This window comes from Streptomyces sp. NPDC026659, assembly GCF_040638245.1.
Classification (GTDB): domain Bacteria; phylum Actinomycetota; class Actinomycetes; order Streptomycetales; family Streptomycetaceae; genus Streptomyces.
This window is the reverse complement of the sequence record NZ_JBEZXY010000006.1, coordinates 67,571-85,837: the sequence shown is the minus strand read 5'-3', so window position 1 is coordinate 85,837 and position 18,267 is coordinate 67,571. Positions and strand designations below refer to the sequence as shown.

The following is an 18,267-nucleotide window of genomic DNA, read 5'->3' as shown; positions in this document are numbered from 1 at the left end:
GTGCGGGCGCGGGTGCGGCTCATCCTCGTGTCCCGGCGCCGGACAGGTCGTACGATGCCGGGCGTGACGTACGACGACGACGCTCCGCCGCTGGCGGACCTCATGCCGTGGTCCGTCGCACCGCTGCGGCCGGGCCGGGTGTGGCCGACGGCGCCCGACGCGGGTTCGCTGAAAGCCCGCTGGGCGGCTCTGCTCGCGGCCGAAGGGGCGGAGCGCGAGGGCCTGTTCGAGGTGACGCGGGCGCGGTCGCTGCGGTCGGCGGTGTCGCAGTTGCCGGGGCATCCGGCCGGTACCGAGCGGCTGGCGCGCGCCTCTGGACGGTGCGCGGAGCCGGTACGGGTGCTGGCGGCGCCGTTCGACGAACGGTGGCTGATCCCGGACCATCGGCTGCTCGACGCGGCGCGTCCGGAGCTGTGGCGGGTGGCGGACGCACACCAGGTGTTCGTGGTGGAGACGGGCGGCGACGCGCTCCTCGCGACCTCCCTGCTGCCCACGCTCCCCTCCGGGCGCATCCGCCCGCTGTACCGCCGCCCCGGCGGCACGGAACCCAACCTGGCGCCGGGGCTGTTGGACCAGCTGGCGCGGACACTCGGGGTCCGGCCCACGCCGGTGGACTTCCTCGCCTGGACTCTGGCCGCGATCCGGTCCGACCGTACGGTCCCGCTCACCGGCGACGCCGAAGTATGGGAGCGGGGAGTCGAGTTGGGGCACCGGCTGCTCTGGCTGATGCGTCGCGACGGCGACCGTCCCAAGCTGCCCGGAGGCCGACGCCCTTACGTCCGCGCCCCGTTGCCCGCACAGCCGACCACCCTGGGCTACGACGCCGACACCGAAACCCTGTGCCTGGACGAGGGCCGCATCTCTCCCGTGCCGCGCTCGGCGTGGGAGCACGAGGTGTCCGAAGTCCGCACCCTGGAAGCCTGGTTCGCGGCCCGTACGGCCGCTGCCCCACCGGGCACCCTCTCGGCGATCCGCCCCGCCGCCTGGCCCCAGCCCTGGACCTCGGAGCTGCTGGAGCTGATCACGGTCTTGGCGCTGCTGGCGGAAATCGCCCCGACGAGGGCGGAGTTGAAGGTGACGTCGCCGCTGACCGGGACGGAGCTGCATCGGGTGGGGGTGCTTCCGCCTCCCTCTTCCGCGCGTCGCCCCGCCTCAGTCCTGGATCACCAAGAAGAGGGGCCTGAGGGGCAGTTCGCGCTGCTCTGAGAGCGACGACGCCCAGGACCGCACGCCGGTTCGCCGCGAAGCGCGCCGTGGGAATGACGGACGGCGGGTCGCGGCGCTGTGCCGGGACGGCGTGGCAGCCTGAGCGTGGGGTCGTACGGACCGGGCCGGAGCCGGACTCGCAGGGTGGGCTCAAAGAGAGCCCCAATGCGGTCCGGTGTCCGGTCAGTGGCTGCCGAAGAGGGAGCGCCGCAGGCGGCGCAAGGGGGCGAAGAGGGAGACCCGGCGGACCCGGGCACCCCGGTCGCTGCGACGGTGCACCGTGTCGCGTGCGGTCAGCTCGCGCATCAGCGAGGTCGCTTCGACCGTCTTCTGCTGCGGAATGGCGGGGCCCGCCAGCACCGAGAGATGACGGTCCAGGCGCGAACTGCTCGCGCTGCTTCCGCAGGTGATCGCAGGAACCCTGGCCCTGCTGCGCATCGTTATCTGTTCCATGTCACTCCCCACCCGTACGAATCCGCCCGGCCCGGGCAGGGTAACCCTATCGTCCCGGTTGGGCACACGTGTATCTCGGCCACGGGATTCACCTTCCCCACAAGGTGGTTGATCATCCCGCTTTGACTACTCTCCGAATCCGACCGATTTCAGGGTGAGTTGGACAATGGGCTGGCCAGTGGGGCGCACTGAGCCACCGTCGGGCTCGACCGTCACGGCGAGTGACGCCGAGGACTTGTCGAGCCCCTTGGCGACCAAGGGCGTGTCGCTGGTGAGGAGCCCGAGGGAGCGCGGTTGCGCGTGGGGGCGTACGAGCCACAGCTGGTGGACGCGCCCTCCGCTCGGGGTGCCGTAACCGCTGAGCGTGACGACGGCCCGCCCCTCCGAGGCGGAGGCGATCACGGCCATGCTCCGGCCGCGTGCGTCCGTCCCGCCGGTGGCGCGGGCGTCGGGCGCGGCCAGGACGTGGGCGATCTCACGCGAGCGCGCCTGTTCGGCGGCGAGCCGGTCCTGCGTGCGGTTCGCCTGGACCGCGAAGAGGGAGGCGACGACGAGCGCGGCCGCGGCGGTCACCGTGGCGAACGGCACCAGCAGCGGGCGCGTACGGCGGGCCGGTGGCGGCTGTGCGCCCCACACATGTGGGGGCAGCTGGGCCACGCGCTTGCGGACCGGCGCGGCGGGCGGTTCCTGCGGGGTGGCGCGGACGGCGGCGAACACCCGCTCGCGCAGGGCGTCGGGCGGCGCGACGGTGGTGGTGGACCAGGCGAGCCGGACCACGTCGTCGGCGAGGGCGCGGGTCTCGACGGCGCACCGGTCGCAGGTGGCGAGGTGCCGCTCGAAGCGGCGCCGTTCGCCGGGTTCGAGGGCGTCGAGGGCGTAGGGCGCGGCGAGGGAGTGCGGGTCGTCGCGGCGCAGCAGGCGGCCGAGGAGGCTCACGCGGCACCTCCCAGGCAGTTGCGCAGTCGGATGAGGCCGTCCCGCATCCGGGTCTTGACGGTGCCGAGCGGCAGTGAGAGCCGTTCGGCGACCTCACGGTAGGTGTAGCCGTCGTAGTAGGCGAGGGTGACGGACTGGCGCTGGAGCGCGGTGAGCCGGTCCAGGCAGTGGCGCACCCACTCGCGTTCCAGTCCGGCCTCGACCTCTTCGGAGACGTGGTCGAAGGCGGGTTCACCGGCGCGCAGGGCCTCGCGCTGCTCGCGTTCCCCGGCCGCGCGGACACTGCGTACCCGGTCCACGGCACGGCGGTGGGCGAGGGTGAGGATCCAGGAGAGCGCGCTGCCCCGGGCGGGGTCGAACCGGCTTGCGGAGCGCCAGAGTTCGAGCAGCACGTCCTGGACGACCTCCTCGGACTGCGCGGGGTCGCGCACGATGCGCCGGACCAGTCCGAACACCGGCCCGGACACCAGCGCGTACAACTCCTCGAAGGCCTTCTGGTCACCACCGGCCACGCGCACCAGAAGCTGGTCCGCCTCCATCCGGGCCCCCCTCACCTGGCTCCCCCGGCCGCAGCCGGAACTGCCCGTGACCCCACGCATCCGCACGTACGCACACCTCCGGCGGATGATACGGAGCGGCGGCTCGAAAACGCGGGTCGGGAACGAGAAAAAGAAAATTCCCCGACGGCCAATCCGAAAGCCCTCCCCGCTCCGTATACCCGTCCGTCAAGGCAAGTTGGCACTGAGGACGGACGGCATGACACCTCTTTCTTCCAGGAGCGGCACGGGGCGCAAGGGCCTGATACCGCTCATCTGCGGCGCGTTGGCCGCCGGCGGACTCGCGGCCGCCGGTACCGCCGCACTGGCACCCGGGGCGGCCTCCGCCTCCTCGCACCGCGAGGCCCCGCTGATCTCGGGCACCCCGCAGTACGACAACACCGACCTGTACGCGTTCGTCAGCCCGGACAAGCCGGACACGACGACGATCGTGGCGAACTGGATCCCGTTCGAGGACCCCGCGGGCGGCCCGAACTTCTACACGTTCGCGGACGACGCGCAGTACGACATCCACGTCGACAGCGACGGGGACGCGCAGGACGACCTGACCTTCCGCTACACGTTCAAGACCCATACGAAGAACGGGAACACGTTCCTCTACAACACCGGTCCGGTCACCAGCCTGGACGATCCCGACCTGAACGTGACGCAGACGTACGACATCGAAGTGATCCGGTCGAAGAACCATCACGTGATGTCGAAGTACAAGATGGTCCGGAACGTTCCGGTCGCGCCGTCGAACGTGGGCAAGGCGTCCATGCCGGAGTACGCGAAGCTGCGTGATCAGGCGATCAAGAAGTCCGCGTCCGGGGCGGCGACGTTCGCGGGCCAGGCGGACGACCCGTTCTTCCTGGACCTGCGGGTCTTCGACCTCCTCTACGGCGGCAACCTGAGCGAGGTCGGGCGCGACACCCTCAAGGGCTACAACGTCAACACGATCGCCCTCCAGGTCCCCAACAGCCTGATCCGCCAGTCCGCCGAGCAGCCGGTCGTCGGCATCTGGTCCACGACCCAACGGCGCAACGCCCAGGGCTACTTCTCGCAGGTCTCGCGTCTCGGCAACCCGCTCGTCAACGAGGTCGTCAACCCGCAGAAGGACAAGGACCGCTTCAACGCGTCCCAGCCCTCCCACGACGCGCAGTTCCTGAAGAACGTCACCAACCCCGAACTGCCCAAGCTGATCGAGGGCATCTACAAGATCAAGGCGCCCGCCGAGCCGCGCAACGACCTGGTCGACGTGTTCCTCAAGGGCGTCAAGGGGCTCAACCAGCCGCCGAACGTGAAGCCTTCGGAGCAGCTGCGGCTGAACACCTCGATCAAGCCCGCCATGCACCCCAAGCGGCTCGGCGTACTCGACGGCGACAACGCGGGCTTCCCGAACGGGCGTCGGCTCACCGACGACGTCGTGGACGAGGCCCTTCAGGTCGTCGAGGGCGAACTGGTCGGCTCCAAGAACGACTTGGGTGACGCGGTCGACGCGAACGACCAGAAGTTCGAGAAGTACTTCCCGTACGTCGCGCAGCCCACGGCCGGTTCGCGCGGCAACCTCGCCAAGGGCACGACCGCCGGTGCCGACGTCCGCAGCGCCCTCGGTGACGCCCTCCAGCCCGCCTCCGCCTCCGGCGGCTCCGACAACACCGTCCTGATCGCCGGTTCGGCGGCCGCGGGCGCGGCCGGAGTCCTGCTGATCGGTGTCGCCTTCGGCTGGTGGCGCCGCCGTATGCAGCGTCCGTACTGATCCAGACCGGGCGCGGTCCGCGTACTCCCCCACGGCGGACCGCGCCCACCCTTTGACCCCATCAGGTGACCTTGGAGAGGGCATGACCCCGCGCACGAACGAGACGGCCTCCGGCGGAACGACCGAGGAAACGACCTCAGGAAAAGGGGAGTTGACGACGGAGGAAGTCGAGTGCGCCGGGGAGCCGCTGACGGTCGAGAAGGCCGGCGCGGACGAGGCGCCGGGGAGCGGTCCGGCCGCGGAGCCCTCCCCCACCGCGGAGAACACCCCCGCTCGCCCCGCCGACGCACCCCGACGCACCCGGCGTATCGCGGAGCGGGCCGGGATCGCCGTGCTGCTCGCCGTCGCCGTCACCGGAGGTGCCATCGCTGTCGGCGCCGCGCGGGACAAGGCGCCGGTGGCCGCCGTGGCGGTCTCGGCCGCCGTTGATCCGGGGGCACTGGCGAGCGGGGACCCGGACGCGGCGATCGCCGCGCTGCAGGCGCATCTCAAGGCGCAGCCGAGGGACTCCGACGGGTGGGCCACGCTGGGGCTGGCCTATGTGGAGCAGGCACGGACCAAGGGAGACCCGGCCCGGTACCCGCAGGCGCAGGCCGCGTTGAAGCGGGCCCTCTCGCTCTCTCCGCACAGCGATCAGGCGCTGGCCGGACAGGCCGCGCTCGCCGCCGCCCGGCACGACTTCAAGGGAGCGCTCACGAACGCCGACCGGGCGCTCGCCGAGAACCCTTACAGCGAACGGGCGTTGTCCTCCCGTATCGACGCGCTGGTGGAACTCGGCCGGTACGACGAGGCGTCCCGCGCCGCCGACACCGCCGACGCCCGCAAGCCGGGCGTGCCCGTGTTCACGCGATACGCCTACGTGCGCGAGCTGCGCGGCGACGTACCGGCGGCCCGGCGCGTGCTGGAGCAGGCGCTCGGCGCCGCCACGTCGAAGGGCGACATCGCGTACGTGGCCGCCCAGCTCGGCCAACTCGCCTGGAACCAGGGTGACTACAAGTCCGCCCTCACCTCCTACGCCCGCGCCCTCGCCGCCGACGAGAACTACCTCCCCGCGCTGGAGGGCCGCGCCCGCGCCCAGGCGGCGAGCGGGGACCGGGCCGCGGCGATCAAGGGCATGGAACTCGTGGTCTCGCGCTACCCGCTGCCCGGCCCACTGGTCGAACTCGGCGAACTGTACGAAGCGCGCGGCGCCGCCGGTGACCACGAACGGGCCCGCGAGCAGTACGCGTTGGTCGAGGCGTGGATCGCGATCGCCCACGCCAACGGCGTCGACGCCGACCTCGACACCGCGCTCGCCGCCGCCGACCACGGCGACAAGAAGGCCGCCCTGCGCGCGGCCCGCGCCGAGTGGGCCCGCCGCCACACCGTGCACACGGCGGACGCCCTGGCCTGGGCGCTGCACGTCAACGGCCAAGACCGCGAGGCGCTTTCGTACGCCCGACGCGCGACGGCCACCGGCTACCAGAGCGCCCTCTTCCGCTACCACCTCGGCGTGATCGAACTGGCCACGGGCCACAAGAACGAGGGCCGCGCCTCGCTCCAGTCCGCGCTGAAACTCAACCCCGGCTTCTCCCCGCTCGGCGCCGCCACGGCCCGCAAGGCACTGGAGAACACCAAGTGACCTCACTCCGCCGCCCGTTGACCCTCGCCGCCGCAGTCCTCACCGGCGCCTGCGCCCTCGCGCTCGGCCCGGCGACGGCCGCGAGCGCGCACCCGCTCGGCAACTTCACCGTCAACCACTACGACGGTCTCGTGGCCGCCCCCGGCGAGCTGCGCGTCACCCATGTCGAGGACCTGGCGGAGATCCCGGCGACCCAGGCCAAGCCCGACCTCGAACGGCTGGGCACGACGGAGTGGGCCCGGCAGCGCTGTGCGACGGCGGCGCGGGGCAGCAGGCTCACCGTCGACGGGCGCCCCGTCGCGCTCACCGTCACCTCGGCCACGGCGCGGCTGCGGCCGGGTCAGGCGGGGCTCGAGACCCTGCGCGTGGAGTGCGCGGAGCGGGCCCCGCTGCCCAAGGGTGCGACGCTGACCGTCGGCTTCCACAGCGCGGGGGTGTCCTCCGGGCCCGGCTGGCGGGAGATCACCGCGCGGGGCGACCGGATGACGCTGACCCGCTCCGACGTGCCGGCGAAGTCGGTCTCCCACGAACTCACCCAGTACCCGGCGCAGTTGCTGTCCTCTCCCGCCGACACCTCCACCGCCCGGCTGGGGGTACGGCCGGGCGGCGCGGCCCTGTCGGCGGAGCGGGACGCGCCCGCCGCCTCGGTGCTGCCGCGCGGCGCGGACCGCTGGACCCAGGCCCTGAACGACCTGGTCGCCCGGCACCACCTCACCGTCGGCTTCGCCGCGCTGGCGCTGCTCGTCGCGGTCGTGCTCGGCGCGATGCACGCGCTCGCCCCGGGACACGGCAAGACCATGATGGCCGCGGCCGCTGCCGCGCGGGGCGGCCGGGCCCGCATGCGGGACGTACTCCCCCTCGCCGCCTCGGTGACGGTCACCCACACCCTCGGCGTGGTCGGCCTCGGCATCCTGGTCACGGCCGGCTCCGCCGCGGCCCCCTCGGTGATCGCCTGGCTGGGCGTGGCGAGCGGCGCGCTCGTGCTGGTGGCGGGGGTGACACTGGTACGGAAGGCGTGGCGGGGCCGGGAGCTCGCGGGGCACGGGCACGGGCATGAACACGCGCACGGGCATGACCATGGGCACGACCACGACCACGAGCACGACCACGAGCACCCGCACCCCCACACCCATCAGCACGCGGCGTCCCGGCCGTTGGCCCTGGTGGGCGCGGGCCACGAACACGCTCGGGGCGAGCACCATGTGCACGACCACCATGTGGGCGGGACACATGCACACGACCACCCCCACCCCCACCCCGACGCCCACCACACCGACACCCCCCACACCCTCGTCCACACCCACAACGGCCACACCCACTCGCACCCCACCGCCCCCACCCTCCGCGGCACGATCCTGCTCGGCTTCGCCGGTGGCCTCGTGCCCAGCCCCTCCGCGGTCGTCGTGCTGGTCGGCGCGGCGGCGCTCGGGCACGCCTGGTTCGGGCTGCTGCTCGTCGTCGCATACGGCGTCGGGCTCGCGCTGACGCTGACGGCGGCGGGCTTCGCCGTCGTCCGGCTGGGCTCACGGGTGAACCGGCTCCTCGACCGTCACCCGCGCCGCACCGCCCATCCCCTGACCGCCCTGGCCCGCCGCTCACTCCCGCTCGCCTCCGCGCTGACCGTCGTGGCCCTGGGCGCCGGATTGATGCTCAAGGGGGTCGCAACGGCCTTCGGCTGAGCTACTTTTGGGGAGGAATCGCGCGAGATGCCGTGGGGGGCGCCCGTGTCAGAAGAACCGGGACGCGACCGTTTGATCGCGGGCCGCTACCGTCTGCTGTCCCCGCTGGGCCAGGGCGGTATGGGCACGGTGTGGCGCGCCCGTGACGAGGTGCTGCACCGTGACGTGGCCGTCAAGGAGGTGCGGGCCCCGGCGGGTCTGCCCGCTTCCGACGTGGAGCGGATGTACGCCAGGCTGGAGCGCGAGGCGTGGGCGGCGGCCCGTATCTCGCACCGCAACGTGGTCACGGTGTACGACGTGGCGATGGAGGGCGGCCGCCCCTGGATCGTGATGGAGCTGGTGCGCGGCCGGTCGCTCGCGGACGCGCTGGAGGCGGACGGACCGCTGCCCCCGGACCGTGCGGCACGGATCGGCGCCGAGGTCCTGGCCGCGCTGCGCGCCGCGCACATCGCCGGGGTGCTGCACCGGGACGTCAAGCCGGCGAACGTGCTGCTCGCCGAGGACGGCCGCGTGGTGCTGACCGACTTCGGCATCGCCACGGTGGAGGGCAGTTCCGCCATCACCATGACCGGCGAGGTGATCGGCTCGCCCGAATTCCTGCCGCCGGAGCGGGCGTTGGGGCGCACTCCGGGCCCGGAGTCGGACCTGTGGTCGCTGGGCGTGCTGCTGTACGCGGCCGTCGAGGGCGGCTCGCCGTTCCGCCGGGACACCCCGCTCAACACCCTGCGCTCGGTGGTCGAGGACGAGTTGCCGGAGCCGCGCCGGGCCGGGCCGCTCGCGCCGGTGATCGAGGGGCTCCTGCGCAAGGACCCGGCCGACCGCATCGCGCCCGACCGCGCCGAGCGGGACCTGCGCCTCGTCGCGGCGGGCGGCACGCCGCGTACCGACACGCTGCCCACCGTGCCGTACGCCCCCACCGTCTGGACCCCGCAGCCACCCACGCCCACCCCTCCCCGGCCCACGACCCCACTCGCGGGAGCGGCAGCCGGAGCCGGGATCGGAGGCGGAGGCGGAGGCGGCGAGGAAACAAGGACGCAGCCGACCACCACCCGAGGCGCCCGTGTCGCCCTGGTCGCGGGCGTGCTCGCGCTCGTCCTGGCCGTGGCCGGTCTGACGTACGCCCTGCTGGACCGCGACAACGGGAAGCGGGGCGACGAGGGCAAGTCCGGCGGGAGCCCGACCACCACCAGCACCACGAGCCGCTCCCCCACCCGGAACACCAAGACCGCCGCGCCCCCGCCCACCCGCACCAGCAGCAGCCCGGCGAGCAGCGCCCCGGCCCAGTCCGTGCACGTCACGGTGGCGGGGGAACACACGGAGTACAACGGCACCTGCCCGCCCCCGGAGGACGGTGCGCCCGCGTTCACAGCGACGTTCACGGTGGGGAGGGTGCCGACTCAAGTGGAGTACCGCTGGCGGCTCGAACACGGCTCGCTGCCGGACGACGGCTGGCGGACGCTGTCGTTCCCGGAGGGCGGGGAGCGGACCAAGCGGGTGCGGGTGACCGTGACGACCTGGTCGGACAGCGGGACGATCGAGAACGCGATCGGCGTGGAGGTGCGCTCGCCGGTGAAGGCGGAGTCGAATCAGGTGCCGTTCTCGGTGACGTGCCGAACCGCGACGACGGAGACCCCGACGGACGGGGCCTCCGCTTCGGCTTCGTACTCACCCTGACGGGGTGCGCTCGCCCTCATGAGGATCACCCTTACAAGGGACCGCGGTCAGCGACGGGTTCACCCGTGAGGGTCAGGCCGCGTTGGTGAGGACGGGGAGGTAGCCACCGGACTGTCCGGCGGCCGTGGGGTGGTAGGACTCGCCGATGTCGAGCCAGTCGACGCTGTGCAGCCAGGAGTTGCCGGAGCAGATCTCGTGGCCGGAGAAGGTGTTGCGGACGTCGCCGAAGACGAAGCCGTGGGCCTGGGCTCGCTTCTGGATGGCGCTGTTGATGTAGTCGGCCGCGCCGTTTATGGCGGACCGCTTGGTCTCGGAGAGGCCGAGGCAGCTCTGCCCGAGGAGGTAGAAGCGGGGGTAGCCGATGACGACGACCCGGGCGGACGGGGCGCGGGCGCTGATCTGGTTGTAGACGGCGTCGAGCTTGCCGGGGAGCGTGGAGTCGATGTACGCCCGCGCGGTGTTGATGCGGGACAGGCAGGTGCTGTCGGACTGGATGACGCAGGTGGTCATGACGTCGGCGAACCCGGCGTCGTTGCCGCCGATGGTGATGGACACCAGTCCGGTCGACGAGTTGAGGGAGCCGAGCTGGTTGGCGAGCACCTCGTCGGTGCGGGCGCCCGAGCAGGCGTTGAAGGCGAACGAGGACGGGGCGTGCGCGGCGTTCCAGAGGTAGGGGTACGCCTTGGTGCTGCGGTCGCAGTCGCCGCTGGAGCTGATGTAGCTGCCCGAACCGACTCCGGAGGAGTAGGAGTCGCCGAGAGCCACGTAGCCGCCACCGGCGGCCTGGGCCTGTCCGGCTCCGGCCATCCCGAGGCCGGTGGCGAGGAGGAGTGAAGTCACGTATGCCGCAAGTCGGGTACGTCTCATGGAACCTCCCTTTAGCAGGATCTCTGCCGCAACTGTGGTACCGGCTACGCGCGTTGATCGGAAGTGTTCATGCCAAAACTATTTGGCTCTCAACTATCTCTCGACAGGATCGCCCCAGGAACTTCACGGCCCCACATATTGCGCAGGCTTTACAGAGGTGTTGACGGCACATCACATGAGCGTCTTCATCACGGAGTTCACGTCAGCCACGGGAACGCGCGTGCGACACAGGCCGTCTTGACGGCCCGCACACGCCTGGGACACATTGAAGCCCGGCATCCGGCGCGTCGGGGGGCAAGTCGGCCCATGCGGTCAATTTCTGTCAAGTCATCATCGGGCAACACGAGTTCACTGCTCGCGGGCGCCGCGACGGCCGTCGCCGGATGCGGCGCGCTGCTCGCGCTCACGGACGCGCACACGCCGTTGCGCGGCCCGTCGACCCTGTTCTTCCTGCTGGCCGCACCGGCCGCGGCGATCTGGCTCGCCCTGCGCGGCCTGGACGCCTACGGCCGGCTCGTCGCCGCGGTCGCGGGGGCGGTCGTCCTCGACATGCTCGTGGCGCAGGCCATGCTCGCCGTGCACCGCTGGTCGGTGCGGGGCGGGATCGTAGCCGTGACCGGGCTGAGCCTGCTGCTCTTTCTGGTCATCTTCCGTCGTATGAAGGCCAGTTCGGGAAAACGGCTGCCGGAATGAGGAACATGGGCCAAGGTTGTGTAACGGACAGACCAACAAAAAGGTGAGGCCACGTCCACACCTTGCCATTCATGTTCAATCGTCAATACCGTCGTACATCTCACCCGCATCGGTCGGTCGCACTCGGTTCAGGGGAGGGCTCAGGACCGGCGACATTCCGAGGCGGGGCGCGGTAGGGGGGTGCCGTACTCGGTGACCGCTTCAGGTGACCGGGCCGGGCCGCGCGACCGGCTGCCCGCACGTCGGCAGCTCGGCAGCTTTGCCAGCTCGTCCTTGTACACGGCAGACCGCTCTTCGCCGTGCCGGGGGTGAGTACCCCCCTTTCGAACCGGACACAGAGCCGGGCCGCCCAGGGGCGGGCGGTCCGCCGGACGAGAGGGATCACACCGTCATGAGTTCCGTTCTGCCCATGTCCAGTCCGGGCCCCGAGCCCGTGGTCGCGGGCTCCTATCGGCCCATCTCCTCGCATCTGGCGATCACTCCGCCGGTCAGCGTGGTCATTCCCGCCATGAACGAGGCGGAGAACCTGCCGTACGTCTTCAAGACCCTGCCGGACTGGATCCACGAAGTGGTCCTGGTCGACGGCAACTCCACCGACGACACCGTGGAGGTGGCCCGTTCGCTGTGGCCCGGCGTCAAGGTCGTCGGGCAGCGCGGCAAGGGCAAGGGGGATGCCCTGATCAGCGGCTTCGAGGCATGCTCCGGCGACATCATCGTGATGGTCGACGCGGACGGCTCGGCCGACGGCAACGAGATCGTGTCGTACGTCTCCGCGCTGGTCTCCGGCGCCGACTTCGCCAAGGGCTCGCGCTTCGCCAACGGCGGCGGCACCGATGACATGACCCTGATCCGCCGGCTCGGCAACTGGGCGCTGTGCACGGCCGTCAACCGCAAGTTCGGCGCCCGCTACACCGACCTGTGCTACGGCTACAACGCCTTCTGGCGGCACTGCCTGGACAAGATCGACCTCGACTGCACCGGCTTCGAGGTCGAGACCCTGATGAACATCAGAGTGGTCAAGGCGGGCCTCAGGGTGCAGGAGATCCCGAGCCACGAATACCTGCGCATCCACGGCGCCAGCAATCTGCGGGCCGTGCGTGACGGGCTGCGGGTGCTGCGGGTCATCCTCCAGGAGCGGTCCAACCGCCGTGCCCTGCGCCGTGAGCGCCGGGCCGCCGCGCTCGCGAATGCCGTCCGGGGAGAGCTGTCTTGAGAGATCCCGGCATCTCCGTCGTGATCTGTGTGTACACCGAGGACCGCTGGGAGGACATCCTCGCGGCGGTCTCCTCGGTGCGCACGCAGTCGTACCCGGCGCTGGAGACACTCCTCGTCGTGGACCACAACCCGGCGCTGCTGGAGCGGCTGGCACGGGAGTTCAAGGACGACACCGCCGAAGGCGCCACCACGGGGGACGCCACCGGCACCGGTCCCGTCCGCGTCCTCGCCAACGCCGGTCCGCGCGGCCTCTCCTCGGGCCGCAACACCGGCATCGCCGCCTCGCACGGCGAGGTCATCGCCTTCCTGGACGACGACGCCGTGGCCGAACGCGACTGGCTGCGCCACTTCGCGGAGGGGTACGCCGACCCGCGCGTCCTGGCGGTCGGCGGCCGTACGGTCCCGGTGTGGGCGTCGGGGCGGCGGCCGGACTGGTTCCCGGAGGAGTTCGACTGGGTCGTCGGCTGCAGCTATCGGGGCCTGGCACCGGGCCGGGTCCGGGTGCGCAACGTCCTCGGTGGCAACGCCTCCTTCCGGCGTACGGCGTTCGAGGCGGCGGGCGGCTTCGCCACCGGCATCGGCCGGGACGGCGACCGCCGCCCGCTGGGCTGCGAGGAGACGGAGCTGTGCATCCGGCTCACCCGGGCCCGGCCCGACGCCGTCCTGCTCGTCGACGACCGCGCGGTCATCCACCACCGGGTGCCGAAGGCCCGCGAGCGCTTCGCCTACTTCCGCACCCGTACCTACGCGGAGGGCCTGTCGAAGGCACTGGTGGCCCGCAGCGTCGGCGCCGACAAGGGACTGGAGTCCGAACGGCGTTACACGACACGGGTGTTGCCCGTGGGTGTGGTGCGCGGGCTACGGGACGCACTGCTCGCCCGTCCGGGCGGCGCGGGCCGCGCGGGCGCGATCGTCGCGGGCGTGCTCACGGCGGCCGGCGGCTACGCGATCGGCAGCATGCGGGCCCGGCGGGGCGCCCCGACGTTCTCCGTGGCGCCCATCGGGGCAGGGATCACGGCGGCGCCGGAGGCGAAGGGAGCGCAGGCATGAGCGAGGCGGCCGTACCGGTTCTCATGTACCACGCGGTCGCCGCCGCACCGAACGCGGCCACCCGGACCCTGTCGGTCGCCCCCGAGGCGTTCGCCGAACAGATGGCGCTCATCGGCGACTTGGGTCTCACCCCGCTCACCACCACCGCGCTCGCGGAGCGCTGGCGTCTGAGACGCCCGCTCCCCCCGCGCCCGGTGCTCATCACGTTCGACGACGGCTACGAGGGCGTCCACCGGCACGCCCTGCCCGTCCTCGCCCAACACGGCTTCCCGGCCACGGTGTTCGTCTCCACCGGCTGGATCAGGGGCCGTTACGACACCGGTGGTGCCCTGGACACCATGCTCGACTGGGACCAGGTGCGGGAACTGGCCGCCGCCGGGGTCGAGATCGGCGGGCACAGCCACAGCCACCCGCAGCTCGACCAGCTCGACGACGGCGCGCTGAAGTGGGAGCTGGACCGCAGCACCGACATCGTCACCGGCGAACTGGGCGTGCGGCCGACGTCGTTCGCCTATCCGTACGGCTACTCCGACCGCCGGGTGCGCCGTGCCGTGCGTTCGGCCGGGTACGCCCAGGCGCTCGCCGTCGGCAACGCGCTCGCGCGGCGGGCGCAGGGTCCTTACGCCCTGCGGCGCGTCACCGTGCGCCGCGGGACCGGCGTCGAGGAGTTCGAGCAGCTGGTCCAAGGCCGGGCGATCTCCTGCCACTTCGCCAAGGACCGCCTGCTCACCAAGGGTTACGCACTCGTCCGAAGAGCACGCCAGGTCCGCCGGAAGGCCATCAGTTCCCGTGTCTGACACGACGACCACCACGACCGAGGCCGCCGCGCCCGGCACCGAGCCGCCCGAGCGGCCGGGCAGACGCCTGCGCCTGCCGGGCATGAGCCGCGAGGGCGGCGGCAGTCCGCTGTTCCGCAACGCCTACGCGCTGATGCTCAACACCGGCATCTCCGCCGTACTGGGGCTCGGCTTCTGGCTGGCGGCGGCGCGCTACTACTCCGAGTCGGCGGTCGGGCAGGGCTCGGCCGCCATCGCCGCGATGAAGCTGCTCGCCGGGCTCACGGCGGTGACGCTCACGGGCGCGCTGGCCCGCTTCATCCCGGTGGCGGGACGGCACACCGGACGCCTCATCCTCCGTACGTACGCGGGCAGTTCACTGGTCGTGGCCCTGGCGGCGGTCGTGTTCCTGCTGACACTCAACGAGTGGGGTCCGTCGTACCGGTTCCTGCACGGGACCGTGAACGGGCTCGGCTTCATCGCGGCCGTCGTCGCCTGGAATCTGCTCACGCTGCAGGACGGGGTGCTGACCGGGCTGCGCAGCGCGCCGTGGGTGCCGGTGGGCAACACGGTCTTCTCGGCGGTGAAGCTGGGGCTGCTGGTCGCGTTCGCGGTGGCGATCCCGGCCGCCGGTGTCTTCGTGTCCTGGGTCGCGGCCATCGCGACCTCGGTGGTGCCGCTGGGCTGGTTGGTGTTCCGGCGCCTGGTGCCCCGGCACGTCGAGGCGACCAAGGGGCACGCCAGTCCCCCGGCGCTGCGGGAGATCGGCAGGTTCCTGGCCGGGGACTACACCGGCTCGCTGTTCTCGCTCGCGGTGGTCTACCTGGTCCCGGTGATCATCGCCTCGCAGGTCAGCAGCGAGGACAACGCGTACTTCTACATCACGACCACCATCGGCGGCACGACCAATCTGCTCGCCATCAACATGGGCGCCTCGCTGACCGTGGAGGGCTCGCACGACCCGGCCCGGCTCGCGGCCAACACCCGCGCGGCGCTCCGGCGGATGGCGCGGATCATGCTGCCGATCGCGACGGTGCTGTTCGTCGGCGCCCCCTGGATCCTGGGCGTCTTCGGCCCGGGCTACGCGGACGCGGCGACCCCGCTGCTGCGCTGGTTCGCGGTCGGCGCGGTGCTGCGGGTCGTCATGGAGACGTATTTCGCGGTGCTGCGCGCGCAGAGCCGTACCTCCGGACTCGCCTGGCTCCAGGGGCTGTTGTGCGTACTGGTGCTGGGGCTCACGCTGCTGCTCCTGCCCCGGATGGGGCTGACCGGCGCGGGCGTCGCGGAGATCTCCAGCCTCGCGGTGATCGTGGCGATCGCGGCGCCGCGCCTGTGGCGGACGCTCCGCTCCGGACCGGGGAGCCCACCCGACACCGCCGCACCCGACGGCGACCTCGCCGACCTGGGCACCCGCGAGGCGAAGGCCGGAAGCACGGCACGCCGACGGCGGCCGAGCTGGGCGCTGAACCAGGACACACTCGCCCTGGGGGTGGGTGTGGACTTCGACCATGTGGAGCGACGGCCGGACGTCCGCCCGGGACCAAAGACGCCGCCGGGAGGGACGCCTGTGCTGCCGGGACGACACGAGGAGACGGACGCGCCGCTCGGGACGGCACTGCCCGAGAGCGGGCTGGAACGGAGCCGTCCGGAGCCGCCCGCCCCCGAGCGCGCTGCCGCCGACCAGGAGGAACCAGCGCCTCGACCCCACGACACGGCGGACGCCCCCGGCCCCGAGCCGGACTCCCGCCCCCGCTTCGCGCCCACCCGCTCCGGACTCCTTCTCGGCTGTCTGCTGACCGCCGCGCTCCTTCTGTACTGGGTGCCCGCACTCCGCCTGGACGACGCCGACCTGGACGCGATGGGCGGGCTCGGTCTCGTCTCCGTGCTGCCGCTGCCCACGCTGGCCGGGGCCGCGCTGCTGGTGACGGTGTTCGCCGTACTGCTGTGGCTGCGCCGGGAGCACCGGGCGCTGCTGCTGACCACCCTGCTCGCCACCGTGATCAGCCTGCACGCGCTGCCCGCCGTGATCGAGAGCGAGCCGCGCTTCCCCACGGCGTGGCAGCACCTGGGCTTCCTCGACTACATCGACCGCACCGGTTCCGCCGTGCCCGACCTGGACGCCCGCTGGAGCTGGCCGGGCTTCTTCGCGGTGACGGCGTTCGCGGCGCGGGCGTGCGGGGTGAGCGATCTGACGGAGGTCATCCGCTGGTGGCCGACAGCCATCCAACTCGCCTATCTGGCGCCGATGTTCCTGCTGACCCGCTCGCTGCGGGCGAGCTGGCGGGCCAAGTGGACCGGGGTGTGGATCTTCGTCCTGGCCGGCTGGGTCGGCCAGGACTACTTCTCGCCGCAGGGCTTCACCTATCTGCTGTATCTGGCGTTCGCGGCGATCCTGCTGGTCTGGTTCCGCCCCCCGCACGTCATCTGGACGCGGCTGCGCCCCGGCGAGGCCGAGGTGGAGCCCACCGACCGGCGTCAACGGGCCGTGCTGCTCCTGGTGTTGACCGGCCTGTTCGCGGCGAGCGTCCCGGCCCACCAGTTGACCCCGTTCGTGATGCTCGGCGTGGTCGCCGTCCTGGTCGTCCTGGGCCGGTGCGAACTGCGCGGTCTGCCGCTGCTGTTCGCGGTGGTCGTCGTGGCATGGCTCGGCTTCATGGCCGAGCCGTACTGGTCCGGGCACTTCAACGACCTCTTCGGCGGCCTCGGCGGAGTCGGCGGCAATGTCTCCAGCTCGGTCTCCGGCCGTATCCAGGGCGGGAGTTCGGTCCACAAGCTGGTCCTCTACACCCGTGTGCTGCTGGCCGGTTCGGTGCTGGCCCTGGCTTGCTGGGGCTGGTGGCGCAGACGCGACCACCGCTACCGCGAACGCTCGTTGCTGGTGCTGGCGTTCGTGCCGTTCCTCGGCTTCGGCATGCAGTCGTACGGCGGCGAGATGGCGCTGCGCGTCTTCATGTTCGCGCTGCCGGGCGCGGCCCTGCTCGGCGCCCTCGCCCTCTTCCCGCGCACCGGCGCCACCGCCGAGGAACGCGAGAAGGACCGGGTGAGCCTCGCCCCGGTGGCCGCGCTGCTCGCCGGTCTGCTGCTGATCGGCGGCTTCCTGGTGGCCCGTTGGGGCAACGAGACCTTCGAGCGGACCCGGCCCGGCGAGGTCGCGGCGATGAACTGGGTGTACGCGCACGACGAGTCGACCGTACGGCTGCTGTGGCTGAGCACCGACCCGGTGAACGACGTGACCCCGGCGCTGCCGTGGGGGGCGCGGGACATGGAGCGGGTGAACTATGTGCCGACCTTGGCCCCGCCCGACCCGGTGCTGGTGTCCGGCCTGGTCACGGCGCTGAAGGACGCGGGCCCGAACTCGTATCTGATGGTCAACGAGAGCCAGGTCCGCTATCTGGAGCTGGACTCGGGCTACTCGGCGAGCTGGGAGCCGCGGCTGCTGGCCAACCTGGACGCGCGGCAGGAGCTGCGGCGGGTGCTGGTCAACGACGACGTGACGGTGTACGCGCTGCGCGAGCGGCCCGCGGGCGCGGTGCCGGAGCCGGACCCGGGGCCGATCGGGCCGCAGGTCACTTGGACGGCGTGGTCGGTGGTGGGCGCGCTGGCGGCCGTCCTGCTGATCCTGCTGCTGACCGCGCGGGAGGTCGTACGGGTCGCGATGCGGCCGAGCGTGCGCCAACTCCGGCTGTTGCAGACGGGGTTCTGGTTCTCGCTGCCGTTGCTCGCGGTGTTCCTCGCGTCGTTGGTCCAGCGGTTCGTGACAATGAGCTGAGCGATGAGGTGAGGGACCTGCGAGGTGAAGTGG

At 72.0% G+C, this 18,267-nt stretch carries 14 protein-coding genes; 10 read left to right on the top strand and 4 right to left on the bottom strand.

Annotation, left to right across the window (positions count from 1 at the left end; translation table 11 throughout):
* Nucleotides 1–54 precede the first annotated feature (54 nt).
* Entirely contained in the window at nt 55–1,206 is a 1,152-nt protein-coding gene (locus AB0E91_RS16690; RefSeq protein WP_361781550.1) for a type ISP restriction/modification enzyme, read from the top strand.
* Between the two features lie 183 nt (nt 1,207–1,389).
* Here the strand turns inward: AB0E91_RS16690 and AB0E91_RS16685 are convergent, their stop codons facing one another.
* The 3 genes from AB0E91_RS16685 to AB0E91_RS16675 all read right to left on the bottom strand — a co-directional run bounded on the left by AB0E91_RS16685 (nt 1,390) and on the right by AB0E91_RS16675 (nt 3,134).
* Nucleotides 1,390–1,659, bottom strand: coding sequence for a hypothetical protein (locus AB0E91_RS16685; RefSeq protein WP_361781547.1), 270 nt, complete (start codon nt 1,657–1,659; stop codon nt 1,390–1,392).
* A gap of 126 nt (nt 1,660–1,785) precedes the next feature.
* Entirely contained in the window at nt 1,786–2,595 is an 810-nt protein-coding gene (locus AB0E91_RS16680; RefSeq protein ID WP_361781544.1) for an anti-sigma factor, read from the bottom strand.
* Complete coding sequence (locus AB0E91_RS16675; protein ID WP_361115056.1) at nt 2,592–3,134, bottom strand: sigma-70 family RNA polymerase sigma factor; 543 nt, start codon at nt 3,132–3,134, stop codon at nt 2,592–2,594. The genes AB0E91_RS16680 and AB0E91_RS16675 overlap by 4 nt, the downstream gene beginning before the upstream one ends.
* Nucleotides 3,135–3,351: 217 nt before the next feature.
* On the opposite strand from AB0E91_RS16675, the gene AB0E91_RS16670 reads away from it, so the two are divergent.
* From AB0E91_RS16670 to AB0E91_RS16655, 4 genes are all read left to right on the top strand, one after another.
* Nucleotides 3,352–4,890: a DUF4331 domain-containing protein gene (locus tag AB0E91_RS16670; protein WP_361781540.1), complete on the top strand. Its 1,539-nt coding sequence runs from the start codon at nt 3,352–3,354 to the stop codon at nt 4,888–4,890.
* 82 nt (nt 4,891–4,972) lie between these two features.
* Nucleotides 4,973–6,511 carry a tetratricopeptide repeat protein gene (locus AB0E91_RS16665; protein ID WP_361781537.1) on the top strand — a complete coding sequence of 513 codons (1,539 nt, stop codon included), beginning with the start codon at nt 4,973–4,975 and terminating at the stop codon, nt 6,509–6,511.
* On the top strand, nt 6,508–8,190 hold the full coding sequence (locus tag AB0E91_RS16660) for a sulfite exporter TauE/SafE family protein (RefSeq protein ID WP_361781534.1): 1,683 nt from the start codon (nt 6,508–6,510) through the stop codon (nt 8,188–8,190). Before AB0E91_RS16665 ends, AB0E91_RS16660 begins: the two co-directional genes overlap by 4 nt.
* A 27-nt stretch (nt 8,191–8,217) precedes the next feature.
* Nucleotides 8,218–9,864 carry a serine/threonine-protein kinase gene (locus AB0E91_RS16655; RefSeq protein WP_361781531.1) on the top strand — a complete coding sequence of 549 codons (1,647 nt, stop codon included), beginning with the start codon at nt 8,218–8,220 and terminating at the stop codon, nt 9,862–9,864.
* 72 nt (nt 9,865–9,936) lie between these two features.
* On the opposite strand, the gene AB0E91_RS16650 is transcribed toward AB0E91_RS16655, so the two are convergent.
* Entirely contained in the window at nt 9,937–10,731 is a 795-nt protein-coding gene (locus AB0E91_RS16650; protein WP_161180066.1) for an SGNH/GDSL hydrolase family protein, read from the bottom strand.
* A gap of 306 nt (nt 10,732–11,037) precedes the next feature.
* Between AB0E91_RS16650 and AB0E91_RS16645 the strand changes: the two genes are divergently transcribed.
* The 5 genes from AB0E91_RS16645 to AB0E91_RS16625 all read left to right on the top strand — a co-directional run bounded on the left by AB0E91_RS16645 (nt 11,038) and on the right by AB0E91_RS16625 (nt 18,234).
* The gene (locus tag AB0E91_RS16645) at nt 11,038–11,424 is read left to right on the top strand and encodes a hypothetical protein (RefSeq protein ID WP_361781527.1); all 387 of its coding nucleotides are present in this window, start codon (nt 11,038–11,040) and stop codon (nt 11,422–11,424) included.
* 391 nt (nt 11,425–11,815) lie between these two features.
* Complete coding sequence (locus AB0E91_RS16640) at nt 11,816–12,637, top strand: glycosyltransferase family 2 protein (protein WP_361781524.1); 822 nt, start codon at nt 11,816–11,818, stop codon at nt 12,635–12,637.
* Entirely contained in the window at nt 12,634–13,689 is a 1,056-nt protein-coding gene (locus tag AB0E91_RS16635; RefSeq protein WP_361781521.1) for a glycosyltransferase family 2 protein, read from the top strand. Before AB0E91_RS16640 ends, AB0E91_RS16635 begins: the two co-directional genes overlap by 4 nt.
* A complete protein-coding gene (locus AB0E91_RS16630) occupies nt 13,686–14,486 on the top strand; it encodes a polysaccharide deacetylase family protein (protein ID WP_361781518.1) in 801 nt (266 codons plus the stop codon). The genes AB0E91_RS16635 and AB0E91_RS16630 overlap by 4 nt, the downstream gene beginning before the upstream one ends.
* Nucleotides 14,479–18,234: a lipopolysaccharide biosynthesis protein gene (locus AB0E91_RS16625; RefSeq protein WP_361781515.1), complete on the top strand. Its 3,756-nt coding sequence runs from the start codon at nt 14,479–14,481 to the stop codon at nt 18,232–18,234. The genes AB0E91_RS16630 and AB0E91_RS16625 overlap by 8 nt, the downstream gene beginning before the upstream one ends.
* Nucleotides 18,235–18,267: the final 33 nt, after the last annotated feature.